The organism is Alteromonas gracilis, assembly GCF_043642145.1.
GTDB lineage: Bacteria > Pseudomonadota > Gammaproteobacteria > Enterobacterales > Alteromonadaceae > Alteromonas > Alteromonas gracilis_B.
The window spans coordinates 25,090-39,052 of record NZ_JBHZRZ010000006.1 but is presented as its reverse complement, the minus strand read 5'-3'; the positions used below and the strand labels follow the sequence as shown (position 1 = coordinate 39,052).

Annotated in this window: 12 protein-coding genes; 6 read left to right on the top strand and 6 right to left on the bottom strand. The window is 40.3% G+C overall.

The genetic code is table 11. The features are described 5' to 3' along the window. Nucleotides 1-2: 2 nt before the first annotated feature. The 5 genes from ACHUFN_RS12925 (at nucleotide 3) to ACHUFN_RS12905 (ending at nucleotide 6,589) form a co-directional block, all read left to right on the top strand. Complete coding sequence (locus ACHUFN_RS12925; protein ID WP_394222829.1) at nucleotides 3-1,073, top strand: GSCFA domain-containing protein; 1,071 nt, start codon at nucleotides 3-5, stop codon at nucleotides 1,071-1,073. Then, nucleotides 1,070-1,831 (top strand): hypothetical protein, encoded by a 762-nt coding sequence (locus ACHUFN_RS12920; RefSeq protein ID WP_394222828.1) that lies wholly within the window; start codon nucleotides 1,070-1,072, stop codon nucleotides 1,829-1,831. The genes ACHUFN_RS12925 and ACHUFN_RS12920 overlap by 4 nt, the downstream gene beginning before the upstream one ends. A gap of 51 nt (nucleotides 1,832-1,882) precedes the next feature. Beyond that, nucleotides 1,883-2,704: a class I SAM-dependent methyltransferase gene (locus tag ACHUFN_RS12915; protein WP_394222826.1), complete on the top strand. Its 822-nt coding sequence runs from the start codon at nucleotides 1,883-1,885 to the stop codon at nucleotides 2,702-2,704. Nucleotides 2,705-2,716: 12 nt separating this feature from the next. Then, entirely contained in the window at nucleotides 2,717-5,296 is a 2,580-nt protein-coding gene (locus ACHUFN_RS12910) for an asparagine synthase-related protein (RefSeq protein WP_394222825.1), read from the top strand. Nucleotides 5,297-5,477: 181 nt separating this feature from the next. Then, nucleotides 5,478-6,589, top strand: a protein-coding gene (locus tag ACHUFN_RS12905) for an IS3 family transposase (protein ID WP_394222824.1) whose coding sequence is annotated in 2 segments (ribosomal slippage) — nucleotides 5,478-5,739 and nucleotides 5,739-6,589 — 1,113 coding nt in all. Because the reading frame shifts where the segments join, the coding sequence is not laid out codon by codon here. Nucleotides 6,590-6,780: 191 nt separating this feature from the next. Here ACHUFN_RS12905 and ACHUFN_RS12900 read toward each other — a convergent pair. The 5 genes from ACHUFN_RS12900 to ACHUFN_RS12880 form a co-directional block, all read right to left on the bottom strand. Next, on the bottom strand, nucleotides 6,781-7,467 hold the full coding sequence (locus ACHUFN_RS12900) for an acyltransferase (protein ID WP_394222823.1): 687 nt from the start codon (nucleotides 7,465-7,467) through the stop codon (nucleotides 6,781-6,783). Between the two features lie 15 nt (nucleotides 7,468-7,482). Beyond that, a complete protein-coding gene (locus ACHUFN_RS12895) occupies nucleotides 7,483-8,388 on the bottom strand; it encodes a glycosyltransferase family 8 protein (RefSeq protein ID WP_394222822.1) in 906 nt (301 codons plus the stop codon). A 54-nt stretch (nucleotides 8,389-8,442) separates the two neighbouring features. Then, a complete protein-coding gene (locus ACHUFN_RS12890) occupies nucleotides 8,443-8,592 on the bottom strand; it encodes a hypothetical protein (RefSeq protein ID WP_394222821.1) in 150 nt (49 codons plus the stop codon). A 198-nt stretch (nucleotides 8,593-8,790) separates the two neighbouring features. Beyond that, nucleotides 8,791-8,994 (bottom strand): hypothetical protein, encoded by a 204-nt coding sequence (locus ACHUFN_RS12885; RefSeq protein WP_394222820.1) that lies wholly within the window; start codon nucleotides 8,992-8,994, stop codon nucleotides 8,791-8,793. Further along, a complete protein-coding gene (locus tag ACHUFN_RS12880; protein WP_394222819.1) occupies nucleotides 8,970-9,413 on the bottom strand; it encodes an alginate lyase family protein in 444 nt (147 codons plus the stop codon). The genes ACHUFN_RS12885 and ACHUFN_RS12880 overlap by 25 nt, the downstream gene beginning before the upstream one ends. Nucleotides 9,414-9,835: 422 nt before the next feature. On the opposite strand from ACHUFN_RS12880, the gene ACHUFN_RS12875 reads away from it, so the two are divergent. Continuing rightward, nucleotides 9,836-11,860: a glycosyltransferase gene (locus tag ACHUFN_RS12875; RefSeq protein WP_394222818.1), complete on the top strand. Its 2,025-nt coding sequence runs from the start codon at nucleotides 9,836-9,838 to the stop codon at nucleotides 11,858-11,860. A gap of 478 nt (nucleotides 11,861-12,338) precedes the next feature. Here ACHUFN_RS12875 and ACHUFN_RS12870 read toward each other — a convergent pair whose 3' ends face one another. After that, nucleotides 12,339-13,784: an adenine nucleotide alpha hydrolase family protein gene (locus ACHUFN_RS12870; RefSeq protein ID WP_394222817.1), complete on the bottom strand. Its 1,446-nt coding sequence runs from the start codon at nucleotides 13,782-13,784 to the stop codon at nucleotides 12,339-12,341. Nucleotides 13,785-13,963 lie beyond the last annotated feature (179 nt).

Genomic DNA, 13,963 nt, shown 5'->3' with positions numbered 1-13,963 from the left:
ATATGAAGTCACCATATCAAGGTTTATCGAGAGATGCATTCTGGCGCACAGGTGTCGCTGCAAAAAGTATTGAAAGCTTAGCGAATGTTTATCGACCCAAAAAACCAGTTAACAAGACCGAGAAAGTAATAACCTTAGGCAGTTGCTTTGCTCAGCATATAGCTAGAAATATGAGAAAGCGAGGATATACGGTATTTGATTCTGAGCCGCCTCCCAAAGGTTTACATGGGTTAGCTGCAAATAAGTTTGGCTACGAACTGTTTTCAGCTAGGACAGGCAACGTCTATGTGATGAGGCAGTTGCTCCAATTGTTTGAAGAAGCTTTTGGGCTTTGGAAACCTTCGTCGGTAGTTTGGGAAAGAAATGGTCGCTATTTTGATGCAATGCGACCTTCAGTAGAGCCAGAAGGGCATGCTCGCTCAGAAGACGTTATAGCGCACAGAGAAAGACATTTGTCCTGTGTCAAAACAATGTTCAAAACAGCCGATGTTTTCATTTTCACTTTGGGCCTCACCGAAGCTTGGATGCACAAAGATTCTGGTGACATTTATCCAACTGCACCGGGGACTATCGCTGGAGAGTTTGATGATTCTCAATATGAATTCAAAAATTTTACCTTCTTAGAAATTTACGATGATTTCATGAAACTAAAGGCTCATATCAAGCGCGTAAATCCGAAGCTTAGGTTCATTTTGAGTGTTTCTCCTGTTCCTTTAACTGCAACAGCTTCCGGCCAACATGTATTAACTGCTACGACATATTCTAAATCGGTGCTTCGGGGAGTTGCTGGTCAGTTAGCCACTGAAAATGACGATATAGACTATTTTCCTTCATTTGACATTTTAACTTCGACTTTGGCGGCCGGTAAATTATACGAAAAGAATTTACGTTCAGTCTCACCTGAAGGGGTCGGAATTGCGATGAACACATTTTTTAGTGTAAACGAATCGGGAGACGCTTTCATTGAAGATACAGGCGAAGATACGTCCGTGCCTTCTGACTATTCAGAACCGTCTCAAAATTCTGATGAAGAGTTTTGTGAAGACGTGTTACTTGAGGCATTCAACAAATGATAAAAATTGCGTTAATAGGTAATTCTCACACAGCAATGCTTAAAATGGCATGGGATCAATTAAGTCAGACCAAAACGAACGTTTCTATTGACTTCTTTATTTGGAGATCAACGGGAGAAAATAGTTTAGTTGTCAAAGGGCTAAATGGAGAGACACAAATCGACCAGGTCAAGATTCTTCCAGGGTTAGCTAGTACAGTTGCGATAGAAAATTATGACGCGATTTTAATTTGTGGCCTAGGTTTTGAGTTGAGACAATTTTTGGATGTTTATAGAACACACAGGTTAACTTCACAATCTGAGACAAAATTTTTAATATCCGAAGACTGTTTTAATGCAACGGTTGAAGAGTTAACTAAGAACTCTCTTGCCTTCAAGGTAAACCAAGCACTAGTCAACGCTGGGTTTAAGAAAGTATTTCTTGTGCCTACTCCACGTTCGTCTGAATATCTTCTCAATGGTGAATATGCAGATGATGTCCATCAGGTTTGTATTGATAACGAAGAACAATCATTCATAAGCGAAACTTTTGTAAATGCATCGCAATACTTTTGTGAACTTGGTACTGAAGTACTTCATCAACCAGACGAAACAGTCGTTGGAGAGATATGCACTGATAAATTATTTAGTAATGCATATGGTACTCCGGAAAGTGAACGATATTTTGAGCTTAAAGGAAGAAGAGACTTAATTCACATGAACGAAAAGTATGGGAAGATAGTGCTTCAGTCATTAATAGAAAAAGCGATTAGTGACTGATGTATTTCTATAAGTTGGCAGACGTTTCAATTGCCGGGGAGAGCTGATTTTATGAGTGAATCAAGTAAAAGCGTTGAAAGTCTAATAACGTCTTTGCAGCAAGCTTTATTCAAACGTATCGAAAAGCAAGAGCGTACACACCGTAATCTGGTGAACCAAGTTTATTCACAATTGGAAAGCTTGTTTTGGCTAGAAAAGAAGTTGTCACTTAAAAACCAACTCCCTCCACTTAGAGGTTGGGCAACGTCGCCTGATGTGCTTTTAAAGTTACACTCTTTCATTACCGAATCAAAGCCCAGCTGCGTTGTTGAATTTGGTAGTGGTGCATCGACAATTGTAATTGCTGACGCCTTAAAGCAAAATGGAAGCGGAAAACTTTATTCGTTTGACGATAGCGATGAGTTCGGCGGTAAAACTCAGTGTAATTTAAAAGAAGAAGGGTTGGAGAGCTTTGTCAATTTGACAATTGCGCCCCTGGTGCCTTGGTTGGGTAGTCACCTTACTCCTGAGGAGGAAACTCCCTATTGGTATGATGCTAAAGTTTTGGATAATTTAGACGCTGTCGATTTTGTCTGGGTTGATGGTCCGCCAGGAAAAACGTGCAAATTTAGTCGGTTTCCAGCAGTACCAGCTGTGATTGATAAGTTACATTCTTCCTCTCAGGTATGGATGGACGACACTATTCGCGAAGAGGAGACGCAAATTTGCGAGGCATGGTCAGAGTTGACCAAAATGTCGCTGGAATTTTTCTCGCTTGAAAAGGGGGTAGGCGTTCTTTCATATAGTGACGAAAATAATGTCGTGGGCAATAAACCGAACGTCACAATATCAGAGCCAAATGATTCAATTATTTCAAAACTTGATTTTAGTTAGCAGTATGATGCCATGAGTAAACAAATTAATTGGGAAGCGTGGGCTAGCTATTTCTTTTTTGGTTACCCGCTGGGAAATGCTCGTTATTTAAAAGATGTCGATACCACTGAGCCAGCAGATCTAAATCTACCTGTAGAGAGAGTCCATTTAGAACCTATAGCCCAAACAATTTCTAATTATGAGTATGCTACTCAACAGGCAGCGGATGTGTTTCTTCACGTTCTTGAAACACAACTGCAGCATCGAGCTAGTTTTAACCCCGTAGTGTTCCTAAGTGGGGGGTGGGACTCAAGAGCAATACTGGCTGGCATCCGAAAGGTAGCGCCCGAACGAAATGTTGAGGCTTACACGACGACTTATGATGGCGGAAATAACAAAGAACAAGTTTTTTCTGCACAAGTAACCAACTGTCTAAGCGTACCTCATACCATAATCGAGTTATCTGATAATTATTATCAATCACTCAGTGAGCAAGCGCTAACAGAAAGTGCTTTTTCTACTAATATGCATATTTGGATGCATGACTTTCTCACAAAAACTCCGCTTACCAGAAAGCATGTAAATTTTGATGGATATGCAGGCGATTTGATTTTTCGAGGAATGAAGCAAGGTATCGATGACGACCAGCTGCTTCCAGACTCTGACGAATTCTTCCGTCGTTTCAGAGTGCAGATTCCGTCAACCGTGCTTTCAAAACCTGTTTATAACACGTTAGAAAAGCTGGCTAGAAAAGCGCTTGCAGATGAGTTAGCTAAGTACCCTAGGGAAACACGGGCTTTAAACTTTCTTATAAACAATCGCGGTGCTCGAGCGGTAGGCTATTCAATTGCCGCGCAAAGGAAGCATATAGAGGTAGAGCTACCTTTTATGGATAAAAGGCTACTTCAATTGGCCACAGAGATTGATCCTGCAATTCGTCTAAGCCCTAGCTTTTACCCAGATGTTTTGAAGAAAATCAATGCCGAGGTTGCCGTACTTCCTTCAACGAATAGTCCCGAACCAGAACAAATAGGGTGGACAGAAAAGCCAATAATTAAACATTCTGAAGCAAATCTTAAGTTCATGCTTGATGAAATAGGCGGGTTGGCAAAAGATTTTAGCAATGCAGGTGGAATTGTAGATTGGTTTACTCTAGATCCAGCAAAAACTGTCAATAGGAAGCGCGAACAGCCATTCTTAAGACGTCACAATCAAACTCTTGAATCAGTCTATCTCTACACAAAATGGTTTAGAAATCATCATAATCTGCTGGCTTCATGCAATGTGCTTAGTGATAGTTTTGCGCTAGATGAAGAAATCACCGCTTCTACAAAGCAACCTATTACAGAGAAATTTGAGGAAATAAAAGCAAAATATAAATCTGAAATTGAGGCCTTGAATAGCAATCACAAGCTTCATTTTAACTTGTCTGTCGACGTTGAAGCATTTTCCATAAGTGATTATTACGCTAGTCAAACGGCGTGTGAGAATGAAGTAAATAAGCTCATTTTCGCTGATTTTGGTGATGGTTCTGTGCTCGAGTCCGAGCTGTTGTCGAAGGAAATTCCTTGTACGTATTTTATTGAGAGTTACTCGTCACTTTTAAATAGTAGTGATGAGTTTTCGCGCGTTATATCTTTCTTCAATCGTGAGCACACTGAAGTTGGTTTACATTGTCATGCTTTTTCTATCGATGAAGGCATCAAGAAGCATCTCAATTTGCAGCACGAGTGGTATAGAGACGAAAAGAAACTTACAGAGGTACTGCGCTGGGGTAAACAGCGCATTGAGTCAGCAATACCTAATTCAAAAGCAATAACTTCTTTCCGCTCCGGTAGGCTAGACGTTTACCCAAATATGGAAACTTGCATTAGAAATGCGGGCTTTAGCATTGATAGTTCACTAATGGATAATGTGGAAGAAAATTACTTTGAGACGCGGTCATCAATTGTTGGTAACGGCGTTTTTAAAAGTGCCTCTCTAACCGAAGTGCCACTTACTAGTTATCGAATTGGAGATAAAGTTAGAGGGTTAAACTTTAATAGCACTTCGTTTGAGCAGATCTGCCATTTAATTTATCTTAGCATTAAGTTCAAGCTGCCCTGTTTAACAATGCTGCTTCATAGTTGGAGTTTTGGCAAAGGGGGACAATCAAGTTTGTTGGGCAAAAATGTTCAGTATGAGCCCGATGAACATTTGATAGAAAAGTTTAGGCACTTAGTTAGTTTTGTCGAGCAGGTTGCGAATACTCAGTTTTCCACCATAAGTGAAACTGTAAAAGCGACAGAGCACCAACCTAAAGATGAGAAATGCCAGCAAGCTAATCGACTTAATTTAAAACCAGAGTTAATTACTGTGACTTGCGAAGTAAACCGAGGTTCGTTAATTGCTTCTACACATGTCAATCAAGACCATTTGGACGGTGTTTTTGTTTACGCTTTTTATCTAGTTGTTAATGGAGAGGTGGTTGATAAACATTTGTACAAGGCAGATAACCTAACAAAGTTTGATATTTCTCCCTATGATAACAGCGCGGAAATCGCTGTAAGAGGTTTTATAAAACGAGAAGGGGAAACAAAGCCCCTTATTGCGAGAACACAGGTGGTTTTTTAATTCTTAAAGTTTAATTTTCCTTTTGATGGCTGGGAAAGTTATTACTTTAAAGGGTAAATGCTATGATAGGTAAAAGTAATTTCACAAAATAAGCTAAATAAGCGTGTAAACCTCCCCAAAACTAGTGGCATACCTTTTTAGAGTTCTTCGGCGTACACTGAGCCAAGAAGGAGAACTCCTGATGAAAAAATCTCGATACACAGAAACGCAGATCGTAAAGATCCTGAAGGAAGTGGAAGCTGGCCGACTGGTTAAAGAAGTCTGCCGTGAATACGGCATTTCTGATGCCACCTACTACAACTGGAAAGCCAAATATGGTGGTATGGAGGCGTCGGACATCAAGCGCCTTAAAGAGCTTGAGGATGAAAACAGGCGGCTGAAGTCTATGTTTGCCGATCTCAGCCTGGAGCATCGGATATTGAAAGACATCGTTGAAAAAAAGCTGTAAAGCCAGCGATCAGGCGTGAACTAGTGAATTATGCGCGAGAGCAGCATGGTGCCAATTTGCGGATGGCGTGTCGCGTAGTTGGCATCAGTGACTCGGTCTATCGATATCAACCGGATAAAGCGCGTGATGACAAGGTCATCGCCAAGCTGCAGGAAGCCGTTGAGCGCTATCCCGCTTACGGCTTCAGCAAGCTATTTAAAATTCTGAAACGCTGGGGACACGGCTGGAACCACAAGCGAGTGTATCGTATTTACTGTGAGTTGAAGCTCAACAAGCGACGGCGTGGCAAGAAACGTTTGCCTACCCGAAACCCTGAGCCACTGGCCGTACCCGTTCAGGCTAACCATTGCTGGTCGATGGACTTTATGTGTGACAGCCTGCAATGCGGCAGGCGCTTTAGAACATTCAATGTGGTGGATGACTTCAACCGTGAAGCGTTGGCTATTGAGATTGATTTAAACCTGCCGTCGCAGCGGGTTGTACGTGTGCTGGAACGCGTCGTTGCGTGGCGGGGTTATCCTGCCAAGCTACGCATGGATAATGGGCCAGAGTTCATCTCAATCACACTGGCCAGCTGGGCAGAAGAACGTGGCATTACTCTGGAATTTATCAAACCGGGCAAGCCAACGCAGAACTCCTATATCGAGCGTTTTAACCGGACTTACCGCGACGAAATACTCAATATGTACGTCTTCAAAACACTCAATGAAGTGCGTGAACTGGCGGAGAGCTGGGTGACTGAATACAACGAAGAGCGTCCCCATGATGCGCTGAATGATCTGACACCATGGGAATATTTAACCAAGCATGAACTGGCCGAGACCTCTAATTATGGGTGTAACTAATTAGGGGAGGTTTACAGCGGAACACGGCTATAAGGGCATTTTTTAGTCATACGGCCATTAAGCAAATCTGCTTTTTTTGTAATTGGATATTTAATGCTGCATGAGAGTTATACGTCTAGTCAAAACGGGTAACTCTCATCTATTCAAGAAGAAGTGTCAGATTAAGTCGAGACTAATTCATCTAAGTTGTGCTAGCGAGCTAGGCAATTTGAACTGTAATCATCAAGTTGATGCTTATCTCGACTCCAAGTAACGTTGGTTCTGACAATTCGTGCTGGAGAACCAACAATAATAACACTTTCTGGAATTAAACCAGAAACAACAGAAGCTGTTCCAACTATAGAGCCACTAGCAATGCTAGAGCCCGCTACAACTGTACTACGTCTTCCCAACCATACATGGTCACCTAGAGCTACTTCACTATAGTTTAGATTGATAATATCACCCGTGTTTAAGTCAACAATGGCATGTTGGTCAGATGTTTGTATTAAAACTTCACTAGAAAACATACAGTCTTTTCCACAGCGAAAGCCCGTATCGTGTGTATAAATGGTGGTGCCATTAGAAGTAGTGTTCTCACCGATGTTTATTTTGCTTTCGCCGGTCATTCTAAGGACGTAGTAACCCTTAGCGCCCTCGCCAAACCTAACAGACTGGTCGTTGCCACCAGTAGATATGTTTATTTCGCCAGATGTAGCGCCTATATAGGCACTAAACCGTTTTCGTGGTCTACCTTTACCGTGTACCTTTAGCTTAACTATTAATGAATTATTGTTAATCGCTGATATGGCGGCTTCGCTAAACTCAATATAAGAGTCTTCACAAAATTCGCCTCCCAGTTTTACAAGTTTTTTGGCATCTTCGATACTCAACTTCACAGCAAATCCCTTCAGTTATAAAATTTTTGTGGCAAGGCTTTTGTAATGATGCCAAATTTTAATACTAGCAAGATCTTCAACTGATTTTGAGGTATCTAGCCAAGGTTTTACTCCACCAGCGTAGTGAATAATTGAGATATCTAACAAGATGTCTTTATAAACTGAGTCGCTTGCAAAACGAAGGTAGCTGTCTTGATAGTTATAGCGAGATGAAGCCATACCGAGCATATTTTTGTTACTAGCAAAGTATTCGCTAAGAAGTCCTTGTTCGTGAATTGATACTCTCTCGGAAGCGAACTTTGTTATTTCATCAAAAAAGCTATCGCTTAATAATTCGTTATTTACAAGCATTACACCTGAGTTTATTCGGCTCTTGTGCTTATTGTCGAACTCGCCTTTTAGCATATTAAGCAGTTGTTCATCAGTATTTTCTGTGCGAATAGATTGCTGAAACTGTGGGCATGTAACTAATGGTTTATCTGGAAACGCGCTTAAAAGACCATCCAGCGAGTTTAGGGTTAGCATATCGACATCTAAGAAAAGCAATTTACTTGTTTCTTGCTCTTCAAAAATGCACCATTTCAGAAAAGTTCCTCTATTCCAGTTAGCTCTTTCAGGGCGTTTTACATTGTCTCTAGCTAACGTATAAAGACGCTTCTTTCGTTCCCCAGACAGTATGCTAATCCTGTCGGCTGCCGCAGCTACTACCGGGTCATCCTGTAACTGTTCATCATCGGTATATACAACAATCGGATTTCGGCACAACACGCCATTTTCAGCCATACTCGCAAGCATAACTTTGAAACACTCTGCGTAACCGCTGTCAAATGCAAACGCAAGGGTTACATCCGGTGAAACTGTAGAGCGTTCAGTGTTCTTTATTTCAAGAAGACCTTTCTCCTGAAGGGAGTTTATAGACATACTATCCTACTTTTAAAAATACTGTTAGAGACTTCCGACGCAGAAAATTTAACCTTATTCTAGGTCAGAGAGTAAATCTTCTCTGCAATTTATCACTATCATCAGTGCTTTTCCAACGTTAGGCATACTAAATTCATAGTGTGCCAAGTCATTATCGACTGCCCTCAATTGATAGTCATGCATTACTTCTAGAATCGTCATCATCTGAGTTGACTGATTGTGTTTTTAGTTTTTCCGCAGAGTATCTGAACTTCTTATGATCTCCAGCGAGTGAGTGACTCTATCCCACATCATGAAAAGCTGAGAAGTTTCGCTAGGGTTCCAATTCTTTCGGAAAGATTCAGTCAACGCTCTACTGCCAACAGACTGGTTATAATATGAAAGCGCGATTTGATAACTTTGTTAATTATTGTGCGCACCTTTGTAACTCCCTCTTTTAAGTCCCTTGGGAGCTTTTACTTCGCCTAAAAACAGGCCTTCAAAATGATTTAAAATCGCTTTCAGCCTTGGTGTTTTCTCGTCACCAATAACCGTACCAAAGAGGTTATCCCCTTGATTTGCAGCTATCTCTGCTTTTTGTATTAATCCAATAATCGTGGGTGCCATGGGTCAGATAAGTAGTCAGCATTTAAAGAGCCATCTTTATTTAATAAAATTTTTAAGTAATAGGTGAACTTTTTAAGCTGTTCTGTGAAAAGTATTTCATCTTTAAAATATACTGCGCTACACATATCGGCCAACATTGCCGATGTACCCCAATTATTGTCTCTGTGTGCTTTTCTGGCATACGGATGAAGCTTCTTTATAAAAATTCTAAACTCCCGCTCGTCATCCGATGTCCAATCGGTAAGATCATTCTTAATCATATCCAAAGACGGTATCCATATAGGCAGTATCCACGCGCTTTCGAGGAATATTTTTGGCTGGTATCCTTTAGCAACTTTGAAACCCTTAAATGTAGAGGCCCAAGCTTTATAATTTCTGCACTTTTCTTTTTGTGAGCTGGGTTCTATGTAATGTGCCACAAAAGTGCATGAGCTCTTGCTGCTGCATCTCCTTTAAATTGTTCTTCATGTTTTGTGCTTGCTCTTGCAGCAATTTCCACAATCCTAACGGCGTAAAACTTACGTTGAAAATCGACATGTTCAGAGTTAGATAGTTGATTTAACGCTTTATTAGTAAACTCTGATGTCGATTTATCTAAAGTATAGTGACGCTAGAGCTCTTCTATTGTATTCAAAATGGATGGGCTCACGAAAACATGAGCATCAGACTTGTTTGAAAAACCAAATATCGAAGCAGTAAGTGTTACTATGCATAGAAAAATAAGTTCTTCATAATTTATTGAGTATCTCTCCCCACTCAGCAAAACAGTAGTTAGCGACAAGCTTACTTGGTACTATATGACGAAATTCATTGGTACGGTATTATGATGCTAAAGAAACTTGTGTCTTCTTTGAAACAAAAGCGCGGTAGCGGCAGACTTATTGAGCTTCATGAGAAAATTATTGATGATAGCAATAAGTTTGATCGGAAATATTATTTAAAGAAATACCCAGAAGCAGACTCAAAAAATCCAATAAAATTCTATCTGACAAAAGGAGCAGAGCTTGGGCATAACCCTTCAAGCTGGTTTGATACCACTTGGTATCTAGAAAATTATACTGATGTTAAAGTCACGCAAATTAACCCCTTTGTTCATTACATTTTATTTGGAAAGTCTGAAGGTAGAAAACCCAATAAAAGGCAGCACGATGCCTGGTTAAAAAAACGAATTAGAAGTATCAAAACTAGTGTTGTAGAAAACTTGTGGGGAGGCTATTCGAAGCCAGCACTAAAAGTTCTCGAAAATTGTTACTCTGACAGTAGAGAGGCAACAAGGTTGAGGTTTTTTACTGCATGGCATGCAGCTCGTTGGTATTATTTCTCTGAAAATTACAAGAAAGCCCTTGAGCTGTCTCATTTCATCCGAAGCCTCGGGGAAGAGTATCTTCTAGATAAGACAGTCGTATTGATGCATAGCTTCTGTCTCATGCAATTGAACCTAAACCAGCAGGCTGAAGAGGTATTGCGTGAATATTTGAATATCATGCCAGATGATGCTGATGCGCTTCTTTCGATGTCTAATCTGTACCACGAACGAAGCGAAAAATTAAGTTGGATAAATAAAGCGTTTGAGAAAAATGGATTTAGGGGAATCGACTTAAAAGGCGATGGGCAGAGTATTGATTTTCGAAGTTTACATGGAGATGCTACTACAATAAGTGATCCAAGACGTGTCAGTGTAATCATTCCAACGTTCAATGCTGAACTTCGAATAAAGGTCGCTGTAGAGTCATTGCTTAAGCAGTCTTGGAGCAACATCGAGGTTATTGTTGTTGATGACTGCAGTACAGATAATACCGTTAAAAGCGTGAAACAGTTAATGCAGTTGGATTCTAGAGTAAAGCTTGTCGAACAAAAGCAGAATGCCGGAGCTTATGTCGCTAGAAATGCTGGCCTTAAAGTCGCAAAAGGCGATTTTATTACAACGCACGACAGTGATGACTGGTCGCATCCTCAAAAGATTGCCAGTCAGGTTGCGTACTTAGACTCGATGCCGAAGGTAAAAGGTGTTTCAACTTTCTGGGTTCGCGCTTCTTCCAACCTTCAATTTCAGCATAATTGGCGATTGAATGAAAGATTGATTCATTGGTCTCATTCCTCTTTTCTATTCAGGAAAGAGGTTTTATCAGACATTGGTTATTGGGATAATGTAATAGCGGGAGGAGATACAGAATTTATCTGGCGTGTTCAAGCCAGATATGGGAAATGGGCGTTCAAACGAATCCATAGCGAAGTTCCTATGGCCATTGCCTTAGACGATGAAGGCTCGCTGACTCGAAATAAAGCGACTCATATTAAAACTATGCATAATGGAATGCGTCACATATATAGAGAAGGATGCCAGTGGTGGCATAAGAAAAATAAAAATTCCCTTAATATTTCGAATTACGTCGATAGGCCTTTTCCTGCCCCTCAAACGATGTTGAAAAGGGGCGACAATGAAGTTGCTGCCGACTTCTTAGCTGTTTCAGATTTTAGCCTGGGCAGGTTCTCTCAAGCGCAATTTGACTTACTTCTTGAGCATTCAAAGAATGGGATGAGTATTGTCTTATATCACATCCCTCAATTTGGAAAGAGTGTTAAGCCACTTTCCAGCAAGTTTTATAGTCTGTTGATGGAAAAGAATATAAGCGTCTGTGTTTTTGGCATGAAAGTAAATTCAAGAAACACGCTGTTCCTAAATGAAATGCTGTTAAAACATGTTCCAGACCAGTTGGTAGAGGTATTAACCCAAAACGTACTAATTTCTGTTAAAGAAAATAGTGAGATTGGTTCAAATGATGTTCGCGGATTTCTTCCTCATAATCAGGACTATAATACTTCGTTGGTTTATTTTGACGAGTTGACTAGCTTAAGTATTATTTAGTAAAAACGTGCTTTTTTGTGCTTAAAAAGAAGTGGTTCATTAATTAGGCTTTACTATCTCAGACTTAATCTGACAGTTACCCGTTGCTCCAGGTGGCGCTGTCAGATTAGATTTGAGCTAGGTTCTTCTCGGCCCAAGTTTGTTTCCCATCGATTATTGTTTTCGGTAATGTCTACCGCAGTACATTTTTCTCTGATGAGTCCTTTTACTGTTGAGCCACACGTCCAGTGATTTTTTGAGGCTCGTTTAGCGATTCATAGCGCTTCTTGCGGGAGGTAACTTGATAGGACTAACTCAATATCACTTTGTAGAAGCTTATGGCAGATGCTATTTTTTTCTGTGGTGACATTGCTATTGTTGTGGTCGATATCATTTATAGCAAGATGAAAATGGTAATCATGATGCCCGAATCTTTTCACACTAGTTTAATTAGGCTCACATCGAAGTAAGCCTAATTCTTACTATGAGAGTTTGGTGTTTAAACAACGGGCACTTCAAAAAGCTCTTTACAGAAGTAGTTGACGCTATCACGGAAGGCATTTCTTTTTTCTCTTATCTTAAGCGGTAAGCCCATGCTGGATGCATATAACTTTCTAGAATTAAAGCCAACCATTGTGTGAACAGCAACATCAGTTTCGTTCATTGAATTTGCACCCCATTTACTCATTCTATGCTCCATATAAAACAAATCATACAAATCTGCGTCATAACAGTTGTTGTAATCAAGCATTTCAATGTGCTCTGAAAATGAATCAATAGAAAGGGCTGTTTGTGCGTGAATAGCCATTATTCTGGAAAAATGTTCAGCCTCTGCAACTTTGAGTTTTTTGCCATTTCGTTGGTGGAACCCTCTTAAAATTTCGCCACCGAAACCTCTTGAATAATTAGTCTTCGACGTTAAATCTTTGAATGCATTGTAAAGTGCATCTGTTGAAAAAATTGTATTTAATCGGTGAGGGCCGCCATTCGTTCGCAGTGCTTTTCTGCTCTCAGAAAAATAGCCGTTCACCCTTGCATCTTGCGATGAAACATCGATAACTTGGTGCGAGAAATTAAACTTTTCTGCTAATGATTTCGCCGCTTTTAGGTCTGCTAAATTGCTTTGACTTCCACGAAGCTGTGTAAAAGTGTTTAATTTCACCCCTTTGGCAATCAGTGGAGCTAGCATGGTTCTACTGTCCATACCTCCAGTAAGGCCAAATATTTCTTCGTCAAAGTTTTGAGCAATGTAGTCAGAATAGCCATCTAAATAACTTATTAAAACGTTACTCGCTAACTCGGTATCTTTGTGGCAAATATTGCCTCGTGGCCAAAATCGAGATAATGATGCATTGTCCAATCTTAAACTGTGGTTGGCAGGGGCGACGAAAACGTTCTCGTATTCTGTTTTCAAACCAGGTAGGTTTTTTACGTCTTTTTTCTTGTAAGCTTCGCTTGTAATAAAGGCGTACATGTCAAAATCTATACTGCTGCCCGTAGCTTCCGCAAGTAAATTGACATGAGAAGACAAAGTAGGGTTCAACTCTTTTGTGAAGTAGCGCATTTTAGAGCTAAACCCATCAGGATAAGCGCGCCATACCTCGTCGAATTTTGCAAATACTATGAACCTACCACTTAATTCGTCCATTTCTTCAAAAAACGCTGAAGACTCTTCTTTGAAGCTAGCCAATTTGTCACATACCAGCTGTGAATCAAGGACTTTCGAGAAAGGGTTAAAAGCATGGCCCAGTATTACTACGTTATTATTATTCTGAGTAGAGAACGCTATGGGTAAATCTGGATGTGCAAACAACGAGAGTCCGTTGAAGAAGTGCTCGCGCCAAAAGGGAAGTTTGCTTTTTAAGCTACTCGTCAATTTAAGACGCTCTCCAGCTTTGGCTAGATATCCAAATTTATAAAGTAGAGGTATTGCTTCTGCGTTCATTAAAAATCCTTACGCTACGCACAAAATCTGCGTCGATAATATCCAATTTGATAACGGGTCTACAGGCTATAGGCGTAGACCTAAAATAATTAAAGCAAATATAGCATGATAGAGATTTCAACTCATCGTCATTTGTAAAAACCAATGACCAATCTTCATTTCGAGTATTACTCATTAAA